Raw genomic sequence first — 20,393 nt, 5'->3', positions numbered from 1 at the left:
ATTAGATCGTTTTCTGATGGCGCGACTTAGAGTTTTGAAGATTTATGGTAATTTTAATCATTGATGACGATCCTACCTTGCAACTGATTTTAAAAAAAAATCTCCAAAACCAGGGTTATGAAGTAATTTTAGCCAGCAATGGCGAAGCAGGAATTGCCCAAGCCAAACAGCACCATCCGGCTTTAATTATTTGCGACTGGATGATGGAAGAAGTGGATGGATTGGAAGTGTGTCGCCAGATTAAAGCGACTCCAGAATTGGCAACGACTTTTTTGATTTTGCTAACGGCGCGCAGCAATGTTGAAGATCGGATTAAAGGACTCGATGCAGGGGCGGATGATTTTGTTTCCAAACCGATTGAAATGAATGAATTAAAGGCGAGAGTAAGAGCTGGGTTACGGTTAAATCAGCTATACAAAGATTTGCAAAGCCAAAAGCAAGCTTTAGAGGGGGCAAATCAAAAGCTGCAAGCCGAATTAGACGAGGCGGCGGAATACGTGCGTCGTCTTTTACCCTCTCCGTTGAAAAGAACTGTGACCACAGAGGCGCGGTTCATTCCATCAGCAAGATTGGGGGGCGATTGTTTTGACTATTTTTGGCTGTACGATAGCCTTTTAGTCATGTATTTGTTGGACGTATCGGGACACGGAGTCGGGTCAGCGCTGTTGTCAGTTTCTGTGTTGAATGTTTTGCGATCGCAATCCCTCCCTAACACTAACTTTTTTCAACCCAGCAATGTCCTGAAGTCCCTCAATAATGCCTTCCAGATGGAGAACCAAGGCGAGAAATATTTCACTATCTGGTACGGAGTTTACGACCAAATTAATCGGAAACTGATTTATGCCAACGCCGGACATCCACCCGCAGTACTTTTATCCGGCACATCTGAAAGCACCCAAGTTAAACGACTGGAATCTTCAGGTTTACCAATTGGCTTCTTACCTGATACCGAGTATGAAGATGGTTATTTAGATATCCCTCCTGGCAGTAATTTGTACGTTTTTAGCGATGGCGCTTACGAAATACCTCAACCAAATGGCGAGATTTGGGGAATCGATGCTTTTATTGACTCGCTGACCACAAATAATTCTAATCTGGAGTCAGTCATAGACCATATTCGCAATGTGAATCGCCATCAACCGTTTGATGATGATTTGTCTTTGTTAAGGGTTAACTTTGGTTGACTCAGAAACCCGGTATTTTTAAAATACCGGGTTCGCTGAACGGAGGCAGAGCCTCTCTGATCTCGTTCCCAGGCAAGAGCCTGGGAACGAAAGGCGCGAGGCTCTGCCTTGCTTTAAAATACCGGGTTAGATCTCGTTCCCAGGCAAGAGCCTGGGAACGAAAGGCGCGAGGCTCTGCCTTGCTTTAAAATACCGGGTTTCTAGGTTCTTATTCGGTTTCCAGAATAGCTTTGTTGAACTCTTCTCGATTAGCAAAGGGGGTTAAAACCCGCTCCATTTTAGTCAATTCAAACAACATTCTAATTTGGTCGTTAATTGAGCAAATATAAAATTTACCCCCAGCCGACCGTACTGTTTTGCAAGCTAACAATATTGACCCTAAACCAGAACTATCCATAAACGATACCTTCTGGAGATCTACTAATACTATTGCCACGCCTTTGTCCACAATATCGCTAACATCTCGACGCATTTTATTTCCCTTAATACCGTCTAAAATTCCCTCTAGTTCAATGACTTGTAATACATCCTTCATTTTCAACATTTGGTTCTCCTGATGGTTCTTTATCCATTCTAATTTTGACATTTTTTGCCTCAGATATCAATGGTTTTAACAACTTTTAACTCTCGGGATATAGCCTAAAAGTTTAACGACTTGCTAAAGCTGTGAAAAATCTAGCATCAACGCAATGCCGAGAAATTTCAAAAGCTTCAAAATAGCCGTCTTTTTGACCTAATTCCCGCGCCCAAAACCGAGATAAAACCAGAATTGCATCTAGTTGCATAAAGGTTTTCTCGCTCTCGGATTCATAACAACCAATCGCGGCAACTTTGTCCTCAATCACCGAACTGATATCGACAAAAAAGTTAGGCTCAAACCCGCGCAGAAAAACCGGCGGTGCTGAGAACCACAGCGGAATATTTTTGCGCGTTGCTACGTTAGAAACCGCAACCGAACAAACTTCATGATCTCGGTGTCCGTATTTCTCCGATTGGGGGGCATGGGTAATAATTAGATCCGGTTGAATGCGCTGGATTGCTGCTTCCGTAACCCTGATGACTTCTTGGGTTGAGAAATTGCACTCTTGCAGCGCGTAAAACTCATAAATTGCACCGATAATCTTGCCTGCTGCTTCGGCTTCCTCGTGCCGTTGACCTTTGATAGATGAACGAGAAAGATTGCCATCGGTTAAGATTAAACAGCGAACCTTCCACCCAGCTAGCGACATCAAACGCAAGGTTCCAGCAGCGGGTAGCACTTCATCGTCAGCATGAGAATAAATTGTCAAAACAGTCCGCTGCTTGGAGTTGGAAGAAGAAGAATTGGAAAATAAATCGGCGTTCATGACCTCTGATAAATTAAGAAAATAACAGATTAAGCATCAGCAGGTGGTTGCCACATAGATGCGCGAATAACGCTCCACAAAAGTGACAAGTTATAAATTGCCCAACCTGCATTTAATAGATGCACCCAGGGATATTCTAAACTGCCAGTCGCGAAGTGGAAAAGGCTCCACAACATGCCTAAAATAGTGAGGCCGAAGATGAGTAATTGAGGCCAAACCAGCTGGACGTAAATTCCAGCTTGTCGCTGTTTAGGCGTGACTTGGAATTTAATCGGGCGATTGGTAAACACGCTGACTACGGCTTGGATAAACAGGGGAAACAGAGCGATCGCATACTGTTCCGATCTCCAAAGTTCTCGCGCCGGAATGCCCCAAGTCGCCGCTAAAAACGTCATCCGGTTCAGGATAAAAGCTGGAAAAAAGTGAATGGCAAAATCAGAACCGTAGCTTTTAACCGGAATTTGCTCGGTGAAGAAATAGATAATCGGGCAGACAATAAAAACCAAGGTAGCAAATCCGGAAAAATAGCTATACATGGTTTGGAAATACTGTAGCCGCTGCCAAAAAGTCAGCCCAGGTTTTGTGAGGGGATTTTCCCGCAGTAAAACTTGAATCGTTCCTTGAGACCAACGCAACCGTTGTTTTAAAGTAGAACTAAGGTCATCGGGTGCTAAACCTTTTGCCATTAATTCGTTGTGATAAACAGATTTCCATCCAGCAGAATGCAGGCGCATTGCCGTATTCATATCTTCGGTAATACTGATGCTGGATACGCCCCCAATTAATTCCGCTTCATATAACCGATTCTCGTCCTTTGCCCAGTCATCAGAAAAATGCTGCAATCCCACACTAACTAGGGCTTCACGCCGTATGATCGCATTCGTTCCTGTATAAAAAGCGGCATTCATACCATCTTTTCCTTGCAGGATCGGGCCATAAAATAAATGCGCGCTATGTCCGAAAACATCGCCCTGAGGAAGGTTATAAAAATCTTGGGGAGTTTGGACAAAGCCAACGCGATTGCTTTCGTATTTTCCTTTGAACAAATCGTAGGTATAAAAATACGGCAAAACCCGCTTGATAAAGCGTGGTTCTAGAATATGATCGGCGTCCATTGTCATAACAAACTCGCCCGATGTGTCAGCTTCAAACAGGGCGTAATTAATGTTACCTGCTTTAGCATGGTGAGGCTTACCCGCAGGTTTTGGACGAGCAATATAGCGCAGGCGCGCCAGTTCAACTAATTCTAATTCTTTTTGATAAATCGCGTCTTCCAGTAATTGCCGTTCTAGTTTTAGGCGTTCTTTCAGATTTTGAGACTTAGGAGGTATACCCAGCACGTATTGTCGCAGACTTTGTAAAAATTGCACCACCGTATGTTTAGAATAGTCGTCGGAATAGGCTTGCAAAAATTGTTCCGCTGCTTGCACGTCGGGTAAGAGATTATCTAATTCTTGAAGACGCTCAACTAGACCCTCGCGCTCACCATCAATTCCCTCAGCTTCCTGTTGCAATAAGGGCGATTGTAAATCTTCTAAACTTAACTTTTCCGTCATCGCGCGCATCGCCTTTGAGTTGCCATCATCTAACACGTAAACGCGCAACTTTGTGGGCGGATAATCTAAAGCTAAAGCCGATTTAGCAGTTGCTTCTACAATATCGGTAGGCTCGTTATAGCAAGTGACAAAAACATCAACTGTAGGCCATTCTTCCTTTGGCAAGGGGGGCGTCATTTTATCAAAAGATTTCACCTGACGTTCTACGGGACGCCATAACCCGATGGTGAACATCACGCCGCCAAAATAGCTGTAAATTTCTGCCAATAGCAAGGGAATTGCCAACCACAGCGCATCAAAATTAACCGAATGGGTGATGCGCCAGTACAAATACCACGCGCCAAAAATTAAGTTAATTTCTGCCAGGTAGCGAAATAATAGCGTGCGCTTTTTCAAGCGAGTGCGAATATTGCCGGAAAAATTATTTGAATTTTCTAAGACAGAATTTGAAGTAACCATCACACCTCAACTAACAATTAAAAAACTAAAGAACGCCCGCTTCTTGCTTGGTAAAGCAGGCTTTCTAAAACTACCGCATTCGTATTAACGTCAATTGCGTTATTGACGCCCAAGCGAGGATTTTCATAGCGCCCTGCTAGATAACCTCGATTGGGAGCAGCTAAGTTTTGTACTGACTCCCGCAGCTTTTTAGCATAGGGTTCGTTTGACATTAGTGCTGCCCAAGCAAATGCAGCTTTTGTACTTAAAAATCTCAAATGGGGGAAGGTTCTCCCCTCAATATTAATTGGCATCCAAGATTGACCGTTAGCATAGACGCTGTAGTATAAAAAGTAAGGCGGACGATCGATAGAATCTTCGTTTACTGCTGTCAAGATTCCTGTAGTTTCAAAGCGTTTTGCTTGCACTTTGAAAAGATTTAAAACGTGAGGCTTAATCGAATCATTCCAGCCTAACTCTAAGCCCCAGAGTAAATAAGGGTCGTTGGTTAAATAATTACTCGCGCCAGAATTGCTTAAGTTTCGTCGATCGATTTGTAATTCAATACCATCAATCTGAATTGTCTGGAATGGTGGATTGTTTAAAGCATTTAATGCTTCGATATTCCAGAGTTTTAAACTATAGGCGGCATATTGTTCGTAGCCAAATCGCCCTTCTTGTACGAGGCGAATTCTGCCGTTGCTGTCTATAATTCCACCTTGTAACCAACCGTCTTTAACGAGTTGAGATAAATTCCATTTCGCGACGATCTGATCGCAGCGCGCCTGGAATTGGGGATAATGCGATCGCAAAACCCGCAATCCGAGCAAAAACCTCGCCATATCTAGCGCCGACCATCCGCTTGTCCCCCTGGGATCGGGTGTATTATCCAAACGCATCATCTGCGCTGTATTGGTGCTATAAGCTTTATTTGGCAACCCTGTTGCGGCGAGGGACAATCTTTCCAAAGTCTGCAACAATCGATTTATTTTGCTGTTAAATTCCTCGGTTTTAATTAACCCCAATCGGTGCGCCGCGTGCATTCCTAAAATCGCACTACCTTGATCCCACCAAGTCGTCCAAGGATAGTTTTCCACCGAATTAACAAAACCCGTTTGAGCATTCCAATTGCGCTCAAAATATTGCCAAGCGCGTCTAGCAGCAATTCGATCTGCATCCGTCGTTAATCTCGGTGGAGTGTTCGCGACAGGTGGCGCAGCGGGTGGTGCAATCGGGCGTGCAGATTTCGGTGGCGATACCTGTTCAACGGGTTTCTCAATCGCAATGGGAGGAGGTAAAGAAGGTTTTTCAGCGGGTGCAGCATGTTCTTCAAAAGGTATAGCAGGCGGTGGTGTTGTTGTAGGTAGCGAGGGACTGGGAGGTTGCCAATCTCTGTGATAATAATCGGGCAAAGCGATTAATTGACGGCGTTGATTTTGCGAACGAGCATCATTCTCATTCATGTTTTCAGCCCGCCCGGAAATAAATTTCCGGGCTAACAGCGAAAGTCCATTAAAATGGACTGGAAATTTTGGAGCAGTCGTCTTTAGACGACTTTCGCTATAAGCCAGGGAATTTATTCCCTGGCGGGTGTTGCAACGGGAGCATGTCAAATTTGTAGCGGACACCCTAAAGCGTGTCGCTACACAGACAAAGCCTGCCGACCCAGGCTTTAAAAGCTTTAGCCCGCTAAAGCGGGCTTCGTTTTTGTCGCCGCACCCTTCAGGGTCTCGGCGTAGATTTGCATTCCTGACATGCTCCCTGCTGCAACAGGTTGACGAGCATTCCCATACCTGTACCCCCGGACAAACCAATTGTTGCTGATTGGTTGTCACAACTAGAAATACTGGTAAAATCGCGCTCGTCATTGCCATCATTGTCGATTTATCTCAGTCGGTGAAACGTAAGTAAAAGCAGGATTGCTAACAGCGGTTTTGTAACCATCCGATTTGTTACCGTTGTCATTGTAGAGCGCCCAATCACATTCTTTATCGATGTTGAAATACATGATGCCTTGCACGCCGGGAACAGAAGCTAGATAAGTGTAAGCATCGTTAACCCATTTGTCTTTATCACTACTATTCGCCCCGGTTTTGTTGTAACTGGTGCTAGCAGTTTGAGCGATAAAAATTGGCTTGCCAGGAGCCATTTTTTGCATCCGTTCGACATAAGGTTTAAACGCATCGGCGGCGTTACCCCAATTTTTCCAATCCGATTTGGGACAGTAGCCCCAATTGTAGGCGCTGAATGCGACTACATCTACTTTGTCACTTCCCGGATAATAATTCTCAAATCGATGCGCCTCTTCACTCCAACCATTCGGTGCAAACACCCAACGCACCGCATTTCTCGGTACGCCCGTTTGTAGTAGGCGCTTTAGCGCCCCGTTTGTAGGCGCTTTAGCGCCTACCGCTACTGGTATATTTTGCATCCCGTAAATGCTACCCCCCAGCACCAGGAGGAATGTTAGTAGCGGCGATCGCTTGATAAACTTCAGCATTTCTTCACCTCTAACTCACTTAGTATCTAATTTGACGGAAGTTGCTGCGGTTGCAGTTCCAGTTTTATCAGTAGAAACCCAGTACCTACCAGTATTATCAGAAACTAAGCGTGCTTTCGCCGTTGCAGTCATCGGTAAACCGCGACCGGAATTTCCCCGTTCAACTGCCTCCCACCAAGGGGAATTCATGGTTTTAATCGGGCGGATTAAAGCTTGTCGATTGGTTGCCTGGTAAAGTAAAGATTGCAAAATCGTGCTGTTCGTATTGCCGGTGAAGCCAAATGCGGTTTTGCCGGTTTTTTCGTAAAAGCCTTCGTAATATCCGAGTAACGGATTATACAAGTCAGTTGTCGCCTGCCATAATTGACGGGCATATTCATCGTCGGGAAACAGGGCGTGAAAGGCAAACGCGGCGGCGGTGCTGACCATGCGTGTATCATCGGCTACTGGTTTCCCGTCATACCCCAGCGCCGCCCAAGGTTCTCCCTGACCGATAATTGTGCTGTGTACGATGTAAGGTTCGCGGTCAATTAAGGTGGTAGCTGAGGCGGTGAAAGTGCCGGTACGACGGTAGCGCTGAGCTTGGGCGCGCAGCATTGCCGTAAGGAATTGGCGCATTTGTGGTTCTGGGCCTAATTCCAAACCGTATACTAGGAAAGGATTGCTAACCGTGTATTGATTGACACTTGTGTTCCCATTCGGTCTTTTGCGTTGCGTCGGGATCTTAAAATCTTCTACCTTGCTGGTTTCGTACTCGCCGCCGATGGCTGAATTTGCCACATCAAAACCCCACATCTGAAAGGCGCGGGCGGCGTATTCTTCGTAACCCAGGCGGGTTTCGGGGTTGAAGCGCTGGGAAGGTTGCCCGGTATCATCTTTAACAGAAACGGCACTGTAAAGCATCCCGTCGCGCACAACTCGCAGATACGACCAATTCAACAACAGTTGATCGACGGCATTGGTGTATTCTGGATGGTAACTTTTTAAGTTATAAAGTGCTGCCAGAAGTCGCCCTATATCTAATGCTGAAAATCCGGTTGGTTCGGCAACGGGTTTTGAGTTGTAATCTACTGGTTGTAATGTGCGAATATCGTATCCCCGCGTCGGTAATTCGGCAGCAAATAAAGGTAATTTGCCTAAAGCTGCTAACAAATGTCGGGTGCGTTGGTCAAATTCTGTCTCTGAAATAATCGCCAGGTTATCTGCTGCTTGCAGTGCGGCGAGATAATCGCCCAATCCCCATATTGTTGCTGCTTTTGTGTCCGATCGATCGCTCACCAACCCAGTTTTCGGCTGATAATTGGCCCTAAAATAGCTCCACGCTCCCTCAGCATACCGCCGTTCTACAGCCGTCAGCGGTCTAGCTAGTTCCAAACGCGAGGATAGTTTCCCCACCGAGGGAATGGGTGCGACAGCAACAACGTTAGTTTCCGCAGGTTTAGCTGTCTCAGTTGCAGCAGGGGGTGGTGCGGTGGGAGTTGCCGCCAGGGGTGGTGCAGTGGGAGTTGCCGCACTCTCAGGCGTTGGAGTCGAGGGTGCAGCAGCAGAATTATCCCCCGATGGCGAAGCAAAAGTGACTAAATTTGACCCAATTAAAGGGCGATTCCCCCTCGCTTTGAAATAAAGGATTTCCAGAATTAACCCATTGGTATTGCCCGTTAGCGATTTATTCGGTTGTTTGCTTTCCTCATAAAGTCCGGCGTAGAAACCGCCGTTATCAGGACTTTTCAAACTTTTTACCGCATCAAAAACTTTTTGGGCATAAGGGTTATCTGGATAAAGATAGCGCCAGCCATAAGCTGCTTTGGTGCTAATGTTGCGAAACTGGGGAATCTGTTCGTTTTTTTCTGTAATCGGCGCCCAAGCGACCCCATTTGCATAAACGGTGTTGTAGATAAAATAAGGTGCTTGGTCGAGGTTATCTTCTGTTACCGCCGTTAGCTGCCCTGTGGATTCGTAGCGACGCTTTTGCGCTTCAAAAACCCTGGCAGCATATTCTTTCAAAACCCCTTCTAACCCAAATTCAATTCCATCTAAGATGTAGGATTCGCTGACTACATAGTTGTTGGCATTGGTGGCTTTGTAGTCGCGGGTATCTACCGGAATTTTGACCTGATTTACGTCAACAAATTTAAACGGTTCTAGCGCCAGTGCTTTTGGTGCTTTAAATCCCCAAAGTTCGTAACCTCTGGCTGCATATTCCTCGTAACCCAATCGCCCTTCTTGCACCAACAATGTTTTGTTGTCAGGTAGAACAGTCGCCCCAAAAAGTTGTCCGTCTTGGAGAGATTTTGCCACGTTCCACTTCGCCACAATTCCTTTTAGCCAATCGTTGTATTGAGGATGGCAAGTACGCAAAACGTGGAACGCGGCAAGGATGCGACCAATATCCAAAGCAGACCAACCAATTCCTCGTTCAATCGGATTATTTCCATAATCAACCATTTGCCCGTTGGCTGCGTTATAAACCTTGTTGGGCAAGGTATCTTCAAACAGTTTCAAATTGCCGATATTGGTGAGAAATTTGTTGAGGCGATTGTCAAAATCTGCTTGGTCAGTTAAATTCAGCCAGCGCGCGGCATTGAGTGCCATCAAGTAATTGCCCATATCCCAAAGCGTGCCGGAAGGATAACCCCCAGTTGAGTTGGTAAAACCCGTAGCTTGCTGATAGTTATTCAGGAAATATTGCCAAGCTGTTTTAGCGTCAGCCAGTTCCTCTGGCGTTAGGGGTGAGCTAATTTCAGCGCAGGCATTTGATGTCGCAGCGGGTGGGGTTTGAGCCAGCGATCGCATTCCAGTACAAATCACCACTAAAGGCTGGAACAACAACCCCACTAAAAATAGGGAAATCAGTTTTATCCGCTTGTTTCGCTCCCGTTTTATTGCCATGAATTTCTCTTTCATTTCAGTAGCAACCTCAACCAAATTTAACCGTTCTTTCCCCTTGACTTTTTATCGTCTATCTTGTGACAATCCAGCCCAAACCGTTAAAGGTTTTCCAACCTTTTTATAAAGTAAGCTTTCCAGAATCACCCCGTTATTGTTAGCCGTCAAAGACTTGTTAGGCTCCTGCAACTCTTCGTAAAAACCGTTGTACCAACCCTTGGTTGAATTTAAGTTATATTGGACAAAATTAAACAACTCAGTTGTGTAAGTGCTGTTGTAAAGCACGTGCCAACCAATCGCCGCTTTGGCGCTAACAAACCTTAAATTGTTGTATTTTTTCCCAGTATCGGTAATCGTTGCCCAAGCATCTCCATTGACAAAAAGAGTGCTGTAAACAAAGTAAGGTTCTCGATCCAAATTATCTTCAGTGACAGCAGTTAACTGATTGGTGGCTTTATAGCGTGCTTCTTGCGCGGCTAAAACTCTGTCTGCATAAGCTTTTGGTAATGCTTGAAATCCCGTTTCAATTCCATCCAAAATAAATGGTTCGCTCAAAACGTAGTTATTCGCACCGGAGTTTTTAGCATCCCGTTTATCGTAGGGAACGCCATAGCCGTAAAGCTCGACAAACGCAGCATCGGATTGATATTCCAGGGCTTTATCTACTTTTACACCCCAAATTTTTAGCCCATATGCGGCATAATTTTCGTAGCCTAAACGCCCTTCTTGGTTGTATTGTTCTTTGCCGTTAACTACCGCAGTTCCATACATTTGACCGTCTTTAGTTAGACGATCAACATTCCAATGTTTCCATACTGCTTGGGTTCGCCGCCGCAATTGGGGATACTTGGTTTCCACAATTTTTAGCCAGAGTGCTAGCCTGCCTAAATCTAAAGCCGACCAGCCTATTTCTTCCCGTTTTTCTAATTGACCGTAATTGACGGGAATTAAGGTTTTGGAGTTGTAAACTTTGTTGGGTAATTCACCTTTGTATAAAGGCATTTTTGCCAAAGTTCGCAACATTTGGCGCATTTTGGCGTAAAATTCATCCTCTGGGATCAGATTCAGTTCTTTAGCACTGACTAAGGCAGCGATCGCAGCTGCTTGATCCCACATCGTCACCGACGCAAATCCGTCCACCGAATTGACTAATCCCGTCTCTTCGTTCCAATTCGCTTGAAAATACGCCCAAGCAGACTTCGCCATCGCCATTTCTGTCGCAGTCAACGTGCTGCTGGCAAGATTTGGGGTTATAGTCGCGGCTAAATCGGCTGAAGTTACCGGATTACCCGGTAATTTCGTCGATGTTGCGTCTAATTGGGCAATTTTGGCACTAGCCGATAGTTCAGCAGTAGGGGTGGGAGAGGGTGTTGCTTTGGACAAATTGCGATTCGGCGTGTTGGATAGCGGTTCTAAAATTGCGATCGCTACGACGGCGGTTACTACTCCCCCAACGATTGCCAGGATTGATAAACTTTTTGGTGGTGGATCGAAACCTTCATTCATGACCGATTGGGTGAGTTTTTTACGCAGATTGAACTTGCAAGCTGGGGCGACTAATTGCACAATGGGCGATCGCCCCTGCCTACGGTTTACGATATCAGCTCTTGCAGAGCCGATACTGTTGGGTTTAACCCTTCTTTACTTCCAACATAAATCCCAATTGTGGAATTTTTGTGAAAGTCAAGTTGATTCAAACTACACTTCGGGAAAAATTAGGTAAAAAATCTTTCCCACTCAGTTCGGAACTAGCGATGCAACCCCTTGAGATTAAGAACGTTTAACGGTAAATGACAGCCCTAAGTTCACCTAGAAAACCCTCGGCTACACCTGATGCCATTCGACCGCATACCCGTTCTTCTGTCTTTCTTTGATTTATTATTCCCACTTCTAGCGAAATACCCCAGCGTGAAAATACTGAATTTCCTTGTCAGTTATTTTGTAGCTGTTCGCAGATTCGCGTACATATAACCTTTGACACTGACTCAGCATTTATGATTGGAAAGTGAAATCTTTATCCGCTCGTGCTTTGCGATCGCCATTTGGGTAGATCGCACCCCGATTTTCAGCTATCGAAACCAAACTAATCAAAAATTCATCCGCAATTGACCTGTAAACGAGCGATTATTGTAGTCATCTCCAGCGCGATTTCGCACGTTGGAAGCACCATAACCAAAATCTGCTTCTACATTCGGCGAAATCTTAGCCGTACAGCGACCTTGATAGCTATAAGCATTATCAAAAGTTCCATCAAGTCGCTGTTGTCCGAAGTTACCAAATACCCGACACCGCAGAAACTTGGTAATATCTCCTTCCCAACCAACTTCGCCGTTATAAACTAAAAAGTCTTGTGGGGAAAAATAACCACTCTTTGGCGAACGATCTTCTTCGTAACTCCAAGTAAATAAATTAGCCGCTACAAAGAACTGCCCAAATTTACGCTCTAACCGGCTAAAAGTCTGGTCTTCGTGGTTTCCATCGTTGTATTGACCCCGACGATACAGCGTGAAAAAGCTCGTATTCGGGTCGATCTGCCAGTACAAATTTGGCCCAAACCGCCACGCTGTAATTTGATTTTCTAACGTCTGGGCATTGAATTTATAAGGCCCTTGTTCCAGAATTCCCGACAGAGATAAACCCGAACTTAATCTACCATCGGGTGTCATGTTAGTAAAAATCGATGCCTCCGCCTTAAAGTTAAGATTGAGCGCAGTCGGAAGTCGATTAAACACATCCACTCCACCACCCGCTTGCAGGGTAACTGGCCCAACTTTTCCTTCCCATACTGCTTGTAAGGGAATGTTCGTGACGGTATCAAAACCGCGTTGTTCAAAAGTGTTATACCCGCTTTTGAACCGAATTGCTTGACCGTTTGGTAAGCGAATCCGAAACGTTGGTTCGATGAATTGATTGTGCTGATCGTAGTTATCCCTATCGTCGCGAAAATCAACTTGCAAACCCTCTAATTTCAATTGGGAAGCTTCTCCCGGTTCGGGCGGTTTCTCGTTGGCGGGAGCAACTTCCGGCGGTTTAACAGGTGCGGGTTGAGATGGAACCGGCGTATCCCGGTTGGGTTGCAAGTTCTCCGGTGCAGCAATTAATTGCTTGTTCAAAGAAACTGTTGTCGCTTCCACACCGTCGTGGGGCATTGATGTCAGTTCCCTTGGCGCAACCGAAGCAAACTCTTCCGGTGCAGCTTGTAACTTTGCTCCTCCCATTATCCAAATACTCACAAACCAAATCAATCCCCAAGGGCGTCCCAGCAAGCACGGCACGAGTAGCTTTCTGTAGCGATGATTATGCCGTGCGCCGGAGAAATTCACAGTCAACGGGCGCATCAGTAATTATACCACAAGTGGTTGAAATTTCCCTGCATCTATTGTAGTAATTTATTTTCTCTATATGTCAAGTTTTGAAACAAAACTTAACAATACGCCTAACGCGCAGAAACCGGGTTTGTTTAACAAACCCGGTTTCTCATCCCAAGTCAACAGTTAACGCTGAGATTCGAGATTTCTGGTATGAGTTATGGAGCGATCGCTTACACTATTTTTACGCGGAGAGGGCCTACTCGGAACCTCTGGTTGTCGCCAAAGCAATAAAGGAATAGTAATAGTGCCAATAATCATTACAATTGCAGAAGTTATCCATATGATTAAGCGACTGGGTCGATAGTCGCCCCGCTCAATTTGCCCATATACTTTGTTGTAGCGCCACGCCGATAAAGCAACCAAGATAATGCCGATAATTACCAAACCTACGCCGATAGTTTGAGAACTGATAAACGAGTGGGTGGGCGAGTCTTGTCCGGTTACGGAAGATTGCAATTCCCGCAAAAATAAACCAAAACGAGCTATAGCAAACCCAAACCCAATTAAAGCAATAGAAGTCCGCAACCAAGCCAAAAAAGTACGTTCGTTAGCTTGATGCTCTCGCTGGCGGTCAATTTTTGGCGGTATGTCCATTTTTAATCTTTACTGCTAATTGCTAATTGCTAATTGCTAATTGCTAATTGCTAATTGCTGGTCAAAATATTAAGATCAACAGAAACCGAGTTTTTGGCATTGCTTATAGTTTAACAATTAGCCAGCCATTAGCCACTAGCCAGCCATTAGCCAGCCATTAGCGATAGTTTGTAAATTGCAAAGCCACGGGATAATCTTCTTGCTTTAAGCGCCCAATTACTGCTTGCAATTCATCTTTTGATTTAGCAGAAACCCGCACGGCATCGCCTTGAATCGAGGCTTGTACTTTTTTAAATTCGTCTCGAATCAACTTGCTAATTTCCTTAGCAATTTCTTGGCTAATGCCTTTTTTTAGTTGAATTTCTTGCCGGACGCGATTCCCGCTGGCTGGTTCAACTTTGCCGTAGTCAAATATTTTTAGCGACAGGTTACGCTTCGCTGCTTTCTGTTGCAGAATCGTGTGAACCGATTCTAAAGTAAACTCGCTATCCGTGTTAATTATTATCGATTCTTTTCCTAATTCCAAGGTTGTTTTCGTATCTTTAATATCGTAGCGACTGGCGATGTCTCGCGTGGTTTGGTCTACAGTATTGACCAATTCTTGGTAATCAAAATCGCTGACAATATCGAATGAATATGTAGATGCCATAATAAATTGGTGATTGGTAATTGGTGATTGGTAATTGGGAATGGGTAATTGGTAATTGGCGAGCGGTAATTGGTAATTATTATTCCTATTACCTATTACCTATTACCCATTACCTAGTTTGTAAAAGACTCAAAACCATTAAAGTGCCGATTCCCAGGGAACCGATACCGAACATGAGCGATCGCCATAGCGGCACGTTCAAGATATAAAATACCGAGAACAGCAAGCGGGCGATTAGGTATGCTAGAGCAGCGACTACAGCCAAGGATGAATTTACACCCGTCACGTAAGCCATCAGTGCTGCTGCCGCAAACATCATAAACGATTCAAAGCCATTTTGATGCGCCCAAGTCGCCCGCTGAGCATAGTCCGGCAATTTATCGAACATGGCACGCGGTGCAGCCGTATCATAGCCGACCTGTTGCCGTCCGTAAGCCACCACCAAAAACGGTAGATATACCAAAACGGTAGCCGCTACGATACTGGCAAGCAGAATAAAAGACACCGACAGTTGAGATAGCATCATTCACCTGTATTTTAAAAGTTTAATTTCTGCTAATAATTAATAACTAATAGCTTAAGGTTAGCCCAATTAGCAATTAGCCATTAGCAATTAGCAATTAGCATAACTTTGCAGGCAAATAATCGCGCCACGCTAATCAAAGTAAAACAACGTCACCAGTTTTCGTTGGTCTTCTGCATCCTTGCAAGTTTGCAGCAGCGTGCGGCTATCGTGAAACGCGAAGCAAATTAGCTGCTGACACCGAGTGACAATTTCCTGATTACACAAAGCACTCGCTTCTCCCAAAGGCAGATGATCGTTTTCTGGTTTTTCCACCAAATGCATCACCTGTTCTAGTAATTCGCGAGATTCGCGGGGCTGACGCTCCAAACTTTGAGGTAAAATCACCGTCAACAGTTTGGGGTCAGCTCGCATCGCCCCTCGAATCGCAGCACCGTTGGTGCCACCGGCACCGGAGGTGATCAACCGATTGCCCGATAAAACTAGGGCATAGCTCATCATCTCAATTAGATGTTGATGGGTAATCGGAACGTGACGCGACCCCAACAGGGCGATCCGCTTAGCACCCGTTTGCTGGATCGTTGCCAGTTCTTGGACTAATACATCGACGTTGGAAATATCTATCGACTGACTCAAGGCCGGTTATAGGCTGAACGACCTAGTTATTGTAACAAACCTTGACTATTGCAGCGTCAGGGCAGTTTCTAATCCTAATTTAGCCATCAGTCGGTCAATCTCAAAGTGATGCCCGATCGTTTGATACGCGCACTGTACCTTAACTGGTTCGTGCAAGCGCACTTGTCCAAAGGCGCGGTCGATAATTTCCACGGTGGTGAGGGTATCCAAATCTACCGACAACACCGGAATTTCTACCTCTTCGGCGCGACTGAGGATAAACTCAACTGGGGGGATGTGTCCGGTTAAAATCAGGCACTGGGTGGAAGATTCCAACGCCGCCATTTGAAGATCGGTGCGATCTCCCCCCGTTACCACTGCCATATTTCTTCTTTGGCGGAAATACTTTAGCGCCGAAGATACGTTCATCGCACCGATGGTGAGGCTTTCGACCATTAAGTCCATGCGTTCCTTGCAGCAGAGTACTTCTGCCTGCAACTGGTGTACGAGTTCGCCGACGCTGACGCTGCGCAGCAGGGTGTTACGGGGTACTATTCCCAACAGGGGAATGTCTCGATTTTCCAAAAACGGTTTGACGATCGTCGAGACGATCTCCAACTGTTCCGAGGGGACATCGTTGAGCAAAACACCCAGCAAGCGATCGCCCAATCTTTGCTTTGCCGACACCAGCTTATGCACCGCCAGAACCGATTCAAACCGCGCTACCAGAAGAATCGAGGCGTCGATGCACTCAGCCATATCCAGTAACGACAGGTTAAACAGACTGCCTTCATCGAGCGTCCCAGGGCCTTCTAACAATACTAAATCTCCACCGGGCGTCGCCAGGGTTTGCGCCAGTAAGGCGGCGTAATCAACTCGATCTTCTCCCACCATCCGCTTTTGGATCGTTGTTTCATCGAGAAACAGGATCGTTCGTAGCAAACGGTTTTCCTTTAGGTGCAGTAGCGGCGCCAAAAACTTCGCATCTTCATCGATGCCATCGGTATGGGCATCTTCCCAACAAGTTCCTAGCGGCTTACCATAGGCGATGTCGAGTCCGCGTTTCTGTAACTGCGGGGTCATTCCCAGGATCGTGGTGGACTTACCGCTGCAAGCTTCAGTTGAGCCTACTAGCAGATATTTTGACCCTCTTTTTCGTGTTTTCTCAGTGGATTGTGGCACACTAATTACTCCTGAATTCAACAAATGGCACAGGCACGACTGACGCCAAATCCCCCTCTCCCCTCGATTCCGGGCGCTTTCGCGTCCCAGTGGAAAAACTTGTTTTGACAGTGGAAAAGCGGTACTAAATTTTAGTTTCCGGAAAAATTTACTAAAAAACTTTTTTCCCTGGGATTGGGGGAGCAGGCGGGAGTCTTAAATCGTTTAAATTTGGTAACTGGCGTCTTGCCCCATCATTCATTCTAGGTGCAATTGCCGTTGAAAAATTGTCACAATCGACGGCATTAACAGGGAAAAAGGCGCGCTCATTCATCTAGACGTAAAAGCTTGCGGTAGAAAGTTTTGGAAAAATCTATCGTGCGAGTGCCTCTGTAATTCATCAGCAGTTCAATTAAGAATTTAACAAATTCAAAATTAGCCATTGTCACTTCATAACTCAGCTCGGCATTGCCGTCAAAGCGCATCTGACAGCGGGTTAAGTCCGCTGGCAGGTTAGCGATGTTCCAGGTGGCGATGAAGGGGATGCTCCTACCGCCTTCAATTTTGCGTTCCCCCTCCAAACTGCCTTCTTTGTAGAGGCTCATCGCGTAGGGTAACACTTGGCGCTGGTTCCCTTGGTAGTAGGGCATGTAGACGGTCAAAGTTTGGGGAGGGGCGGGCTGTAGTTTGTCGATAGACATATAGGTATTTTCCTCGCTCTAGCTATATTGATTGAGTTGCGGGCGCGTCTTTGCAGCGGAGAATCGCTGCCTCATCTATTATTATTCCCACGCAGCGGGGTGTGGAGTGCCACCAAAAGAAACCCGGTTTCTCCGAAAAATCCTTGGTTTGGCCACCAGAGATCCAGGTCCAAACCCGGTTTCTCCCAGGCAAATCAACCCGGTTTCTCGGAAAAATCCTTGGGAAAGGCCACCAGAGATCCAGGTCGAAACCGGGTTTCCTCGTAATCTTGTCTGAAGCATCTCGGTACCAAGAGGCGCACAGAGTGTCAAAATATGGAAAACCTCTCGGCTAACCCTTATGACACCTCTGGTTGCAAACTACTACTTAACCTACCGTTGCAACGCCCGCTGTCATTTTTGTGATATTTGGGCGCTAGAACCGGGGAAAGAAGCTGATTTCGAGACAATTTGCCGTAATTTGGTAGATTTGCGCCGTCTGGGAGTTAAATACGTAGACTTTACCGGTGGCGAACCACTGCTGCGTGCAGATGTAGGTGAAATCTACACCGAGGCAAAACGGCTGGGATTCGCGACCAGCATGACCACGAATACGATTCTTTACCCGAAACGGGCTAAGGAAATTCAAGGCTTGGTGGACTTCCTGAATTTTTCTTTGGATGGTCCGGATGCCGAAAGTCACGACCATTCGCGGGGTGTGAAAATATTTGACAATTTAGTCGAGTCGGTGAAAATCGCCAAATCTTTGGGCGAATATCCCGTCCTCAACCACACCGTCACCGCCCAAAATTACCACCGGATTGGCGAAGTGGGAGAACTGGGGCAGCGCTTGGGCGTCCGAGTTTGGCTCAACCCAGCGTTCACAGCCCACAGCAATTACAATTCCAAGAAAAATCCCACGCCGGAAATCGTCAAATCGATCGAAGCCGCAGCCAGACAGTACAGCAATGTGGGATACAATAAAGCCGCATTAGCTTTTATTGCAGCTGGGGGCAACGACACCAAAAATCCTCGCTGTAAAGCAGTGGAAGCGGTGATTGCCATTTCTCCCAACGACGAACTCCTGCTGCCTTGTTACCACTTTGCTCAAACTGGCGTACCGATTAACGGGCGATTGTACGAACTTTACCGAGAATCGGAAGAAGTGGAAAATTATCGCCAATCTCAAGGTAAACTTCCAGTATGTGAAGGCTGCACGGTCTGGTGTTACCTGATCCCCAGCTTCTTCAAAGGTGTAGACAAATACTGGTGGTTGAATCAAGTAACCTATGCCAGCGAATTCCTGGCCCGAAAACGATTCTTACAACGAGCCTGACGATTTTGGCTTGCCGATGCCCTCGTTCCCAAGCTCTGCCTGGGAACGCGATTTTGGATTAGAGTCCCCCGATGGGGATGCCCAATCTCAACCTCCTGTCGGCAAAATGCCAGAAACTCAGAACGCTCTGGAGTCAGACTCAATCCCAAATCTGATCCCCCCCTGCCCCCCCTTAAAAAGGGGGGAGTCCAGGAGCCAAAATCCCTACGCGGGGCGTCGGCGTAAAGCCGCTGTGGTGCTGACCATCGTTTGGAGTGGCACTATTGCCCTGCACTTGGTTTCTTGGGCAACCTGGATCGTACTGGGATTGACTACTCTGATGGGGATTCAGGTTCTGCGGGTTGTACGGGCACGACCCAGAACCGTCCCGGAAATCTTATCTTTGGACTCCCAGGACGCCCCGCCTTTTGTGTCTTTGCTGGTGGCGGCTAAAAATGAAGCAGCTGTCATCGGTAAATTAGTGGAGAATTTTTGTAATATCGATTACCCAAGTTGTCGGTATGAACTATGGGTGATCGACGATAACAGCGATGATGGCACGCCCTTATTGTTGGATCGGCTGGCGACAAAATATGACCAGTTGAGGGTGTTCCATCGCGCACCCGGTGCAGGGGGCGGAAAATCAGGGGCGCTCAATCAAGTCATACCGCTGACAAAGGGCGACATTATCGCGGTGTTCGATGCGGATGCCCAGATGCCTCCCGATCTGGTGCGGCGGGTGCTGCCGTTGTTTGAACGGCAGGAAGTGGGGGCGGTACAGGTGCGCAAAGCAATCGCTAACTCCTCCACCAACTTCCTCACCCGTTCTCAAGCGGCTGAAATGGCTTTAGACAGCTTCTTTCAGCAGCAGCGCATCGCCATCGGCGGCATCGGGGAACTGCGCGGCAACGGTCAATTTATCCGCCGAACGGCTTTAATTGGCTGCGATGGTTTTAATGAAGAAACGATTACCGATGACCTGGATTTAACCATCCGCTTGCACCTGGAGCGATGGGATATTGAGTTTTTCCTCGATCCGGCAGTCGATGAAGAAGGCGTCACCAGACCGATGGCGCTTTGGCATCAGCGCAATCGTTGGGCAGAAGGCGGTTATCAGCGCTATTTGGATTATTGGCAGCCAATCGTTAGAGGTCGTCTGGGTAGGCGGAAAACCTTCGATCTGTTGATGTTTTGGTTTTTCCAATATCTCCTGCCTACCGCCGCCGTGCCGGATATGGTGATGGCGATCGCTCGCAATCAAATGCCGATACTCACCCCCGTAACGGGTATGACTGTAACGTTATCGTTAGTCAGCATGTTTTGCGGTCTGCGGCGCATCCAGGTGACTCAAAAAGAACGAATGACTTCTTTGTGGGTGACGCTGCTGCAAACTTTACGCGGCATATTGTATATGTTCCACTGGTTTCTTGTTGTCGCTAGCGTTACCGCCCGCATGTCAGTACGACCCAAGCGTCTGAAATGGGTTAAAACGGCGCATTCCGGTAATGGGTAATGGCGTTACTAGGCTCTGCCGTGGTCACGAGGGTAATGGCTAATTGGAAGAAATTTAAACCA

The 20,393-nt window shown here is 46.4% G+C and carries 17 protein-coding genes; 3 read left to right on the top strand and 14 right to left on the bottom strand.

What is annotated here, in order from left to right; all coding sequences use genetic code 11:
* Nucleotides 1-44 precede the first annotated feature (44 nt).
* Nucleotides 45-1,184: a PP2C family protein-serine/threonine phosphatase gene (locus tag MiSe_RS17090; RefSeq protein ID WP_226582403.1), complete on the top strand. Its 1,140-nt coding sequence runs from the start codon at nt 45-47 to the stop codon at nt 1,182-1,184.
* Between the two features lie 208 nt (nt 1,185-1,392).
* On the opposite strand, the gene MiSe_RS17085 is transcribed toward MiSe_RS17090, so the two are convergent.
* The 14 genes from MiSe_RS17085 to ebsA all read right to left on the bottom strand — a co-directional run bounded on the left by MiSe_RS17085 (nt 1,393) and on the right by ebsA (nt 17,524).
* Entirely contained in the window at nt 1,393-1,770 is a 378-nt protein-coding gene (locus MiSe_RS17085; protein ID WP_307731445.1) for an STAS domain-containing protein, read from the bottom strand.
* A 61-nt stretch (nt 1,771-1,831) separates the two neighbouring features.
* A complete protein-coding gene (locus tag MiSe_RS17080) occupies nt 1,832-2,530 on the bottom strand; it encodes a PIG-L deacetylase family protein (RefSeq protein ID WP_226582400.1) in 699 nt (232 codons plus the stop codon).
* A 29-nt stretch (nt 2,531-2,559) separates the two neighbouring features.
* Nucleotides 2,560-4,545 (bottom strand): glycosyltransferase, encoded by a 1,986-nt coding sequence (locus MiSe_RS17075; protein ID WP_226582397.1) that lies wholly within the window; start codon nt 4,543-4,545, stop codon nt 2,560-2,562.
* 17 nt (nt 4,546-4,562) lie between these two features.
* Nucleotides 4,563-5,987 (bottom strand): DUF3131 domain-containing protein, encoded by a 1,425-nt coding sequence (locus tag MiSe_RS17070; protein WP_226582374.1) that lies wholly within the window; start codon nt 5,985-5,987, stop codon nt 4,563-4,565.
* Nucleotides 5,988-6,397: 410 nt separating this feature from the next.
* On the bottom strand, nt 6,398-7,024 hold the full coding sequence (locus MiSe_RS17065) for a glycoside hydrolase family 26 protein (protein ID WP_226582357.1): 627 nt from the start codon (nt 7,022-7,024) through the stop codon (nt 6,398-6,400).
* 15 nt (nt 7,025-7,039) lie between these two features.
* The gene (locus tag MiSe_RS17060) at nt 7,040-9,913 is read right to left on the bottom strand and encodes a DUF3131 domain-containing protein (RefSeq protein ID WP_226582354.1); all 2,874 of its coding nucleotides are present in this window, start codon (nt 9,911-9,913) and stop codon (nt 7,040-7,042) included.
* 63 nt (nt 9,914-9,976) lie between these two features.
* Complete coding sequence (locus MiSe_RS17055; protein WP_226582352.1) at nt 9,977-11,416, bottom strand: DUF3131 domain-containing protein; 1,440 nt, start codon at nt 11,414-11,416, stop codon at nt 9,977-9,979.
* A 581-nt stretch (nt 11,417-11,997) separates the two neighbouring features.
* On the bottom strand, nt 11,998-13,248 hold the full coding sequence (locus MiSe_RS17050; protein ID WP_226582349.1) for a hypothetical protein: 1,251 nt from the start codon (nt 13,246-13,248) through the stop codon (nt 11,998-12,000).
* A gap of 156 nt (nt 13,249-13,404) precedes the next feature.
* Nucleotides 13,405-13,875 carry a YidH family protein gene (locus MiSe_RS17045; protein ID WP_226582346.1) on the bottom strand — a complete coding sequence of 157 codons (471 nt, stop codon included), beginning with the start codon at nt 13,873-13,875 and terminating at the stop codon, nt 13,405-13,407.
* A 157-nt stretch (nt 13,876-14,032) separates the two neighbouring features.
* Nucleotides 14,033-14,524: a YajQ family cyclic di-GMP-binding protein gene (locus tag MiSe_RS17040; protein ID WP_226582344.1), complete on the bottom strand. Its 492-nt coding sequence runs from the start codon at nt 14,522-14,524 to the stop codon at nt 14,033-14,035.
* 109 nt (nt 14,525-14,633) lie between these two features.
* Nucleotides 14,634-15,050: an MAPEG family protein gene (locus MiSe_RS17035; RefSeq protein WP_444980512.1), complete on the bottom strand. Its 417-nt coding sequence runs from the start codon at nt 15,048-15,050 to the stop codon at nt 14,634-14,636.
* Between the two features lie 129 nt (nt 15,051-15,179).
* The gene (locus tag MiSe_RS17030; RefSeq protein WP_226582341.1) at nt 15,180-15,683 is read right to left on the bottom strand and encodes a DNA recombination-mediator protein A; all 504 of its coding nucleotides are present in this window, start codon (nt 15,681-15,683) and stop codon (nt 15,180-15,182) included.
* A 45-nt stretch (nt 15,684-15,728) separates the two neighbouring features.
* Entirely contained in the window at nt 15,729-16,844 is a 1,116-nt protein-coding gene (locus MiSe_RS17025; protein ID WP_226582338.1) for a phosphotransacetylase family protein, read from the bottom strand.
* 305 nt (nt 16,845-17,149) lie between these two features.
* Complete coding sequence (gene ebsA, locus MiSe_RS17020; RefSeq protein ID WP_226582336.1) at nt 17,150-17,524, bottom strand: type IV pilus biogenesis protein EbsA; 375 nt, start codon at nt 17,522-17,524, stop codon at nt 17,150-17,152.
* A gap of 340 nt (nt 17,525-17,864) precedes the next feature.
* Here ebsA and MiSe_RS17015 point away from each other — a divergent pair, with 340 nt between their 5' ends.
* Nucleotides 17,865-18,839, top strand: coding sequence for a radical SAM protein (locus MiSe_RS17015; protein WP_226582333.1), 975 nt, complete (start codon nt 17,865-17,867; stop codon nt 18,837-18,839).
* A complete protein-coding gene (locus tag MiSe_RS17010; RefSeq protein ID WP_226582330.1) occupies nt 18,793-20,331 on the top strand; it encodes a glycosyltransferase family 2 protein in 1,539 nt (512 codons plus the stop codon). The genes MiSe_RS17015 and MiSe_RS17010 overlap by 47 nt, the downstream gene beginning before the upstream one ends.
* Nucleotides 20,332-20,393 lie beyond the last annotated feature (62 nt).

The organism is Microseira wollei NIES-4236, from assembly GCF_020521235.1.
Classification (GTDB): domain Bacteria; phylum Cyanobacteriota; class Cyanobacteriia; order Cyanobacteriales; family Aerosakkonemataceae; genus Microseira; species Microseira wollei.
This window is presented reverse-complemented; position numbering and strand designations above follow the sequence as displayed.

Bases quoted from the DNA above. Each gene is read 5' to 3' on its own strand.
- MiSe_RS17080 (WP_226582400.1), bottom strand. From the start codon at position 2,530: ATGAACGCCGATTTATTTTCCAATTCTTCTTCTTCCAACTCCAAGCAG.
- MiSe_RS17010 (WP_226582330.1), top strand. From the start codon at position 18,793: ATGCCAGCGAATTCCTGGCCCGAAAACGATTCTTACAACGAGCCTGAC.
- MiSe_RS17090 (WP_226582403.1), top strand. From the start codon at position 45: ATGGTAATTTTAATCATTGATGACGATCCTACCTTGCAACTGATTTTA.
- MiSe_RS17045 (WP_226582346.1), bottom strand. From the start codon at position 13,875: ATGGACATACCGCCAAAAATTGACCGCCAGCGAGAGCATCAAGCTAAC.
- MiSe_RS17075 (WP_226582397.1), bottom strand. From the start codon at position 4,545: ATGGTTACTTCAAATTCTGTCTTAGAAAATTCAAATAATTTTTCCGGC.
- MiSe_RS17065 (WP_226582357.1), bottom strand. From the start codon at position 7,024: ATGCTGAAGTTTATCAAGCGATCGCCGCTACTAACATTCCTCCTGGTG.
- MiSe_RS17070 (WP_226582374.1), bottom strand. From the start codon at position 5,987: ATGAATGAGAATGATGCTCGTTCGCAAAATCAACGCCGTCAATTAATC.
- MiSe_RS17055 (WP_226582352.1), bottom strand. From the start codon at position 11,416: ATGAATGAAGGTTTCGATCCACCACCAAAAAGTTTATCAATCCTGGCA.
- MiSe_RS17035 (WP_444980512.1), bottom strand. From the start codon at position 15,050: ATGATGCTATCTCAACTGTCGGTGTCTTTTATTCTGCTTGCCAGTATC.
- MiSe_RS17050 (WP_226582349.1), bottom strand. From the start codon at position 13,248: ATGCGCCCGTTGACTGTGAATTTCTCCGGCGCACGGCATAATCATCGC.
- MiSe_RS17040 (WP_226582344.1), bottom strand. From the start codon at position 14,524: ATGGCATCTACATATTCATTCGATATTGTCAGCGATTTTGATTACCAA.
- MiSe_RS17085 (WP_307731445.1), bottom strand. From the start codon at position 1,770: ATGTCAAAATTAGAATGGATAAAGAACCATCAGGAGAACCAAATGTTG.
- MiSe_RS17060 (WP_226582354.1), bottom strand. From the start codon at position 9,913: ATGGCAATAAAACGGGAGCGAAACAAGCGGATAAAACTGATTTCCCTA.
- ebsA (WP_226582336.1), bottom strand. From the start codon at position 17,524: ATGTCTATCGACAAACTACAGCCCGCCCCTCCCCAAACTTTGACCGTC.
- MiSe_RS17015 (WP_226582333.1), top strand. From the start codon at position 17,865: ATGACACCTCTGGTTGCAAACTACTACTTAACCTACCGTTGCAACGCC.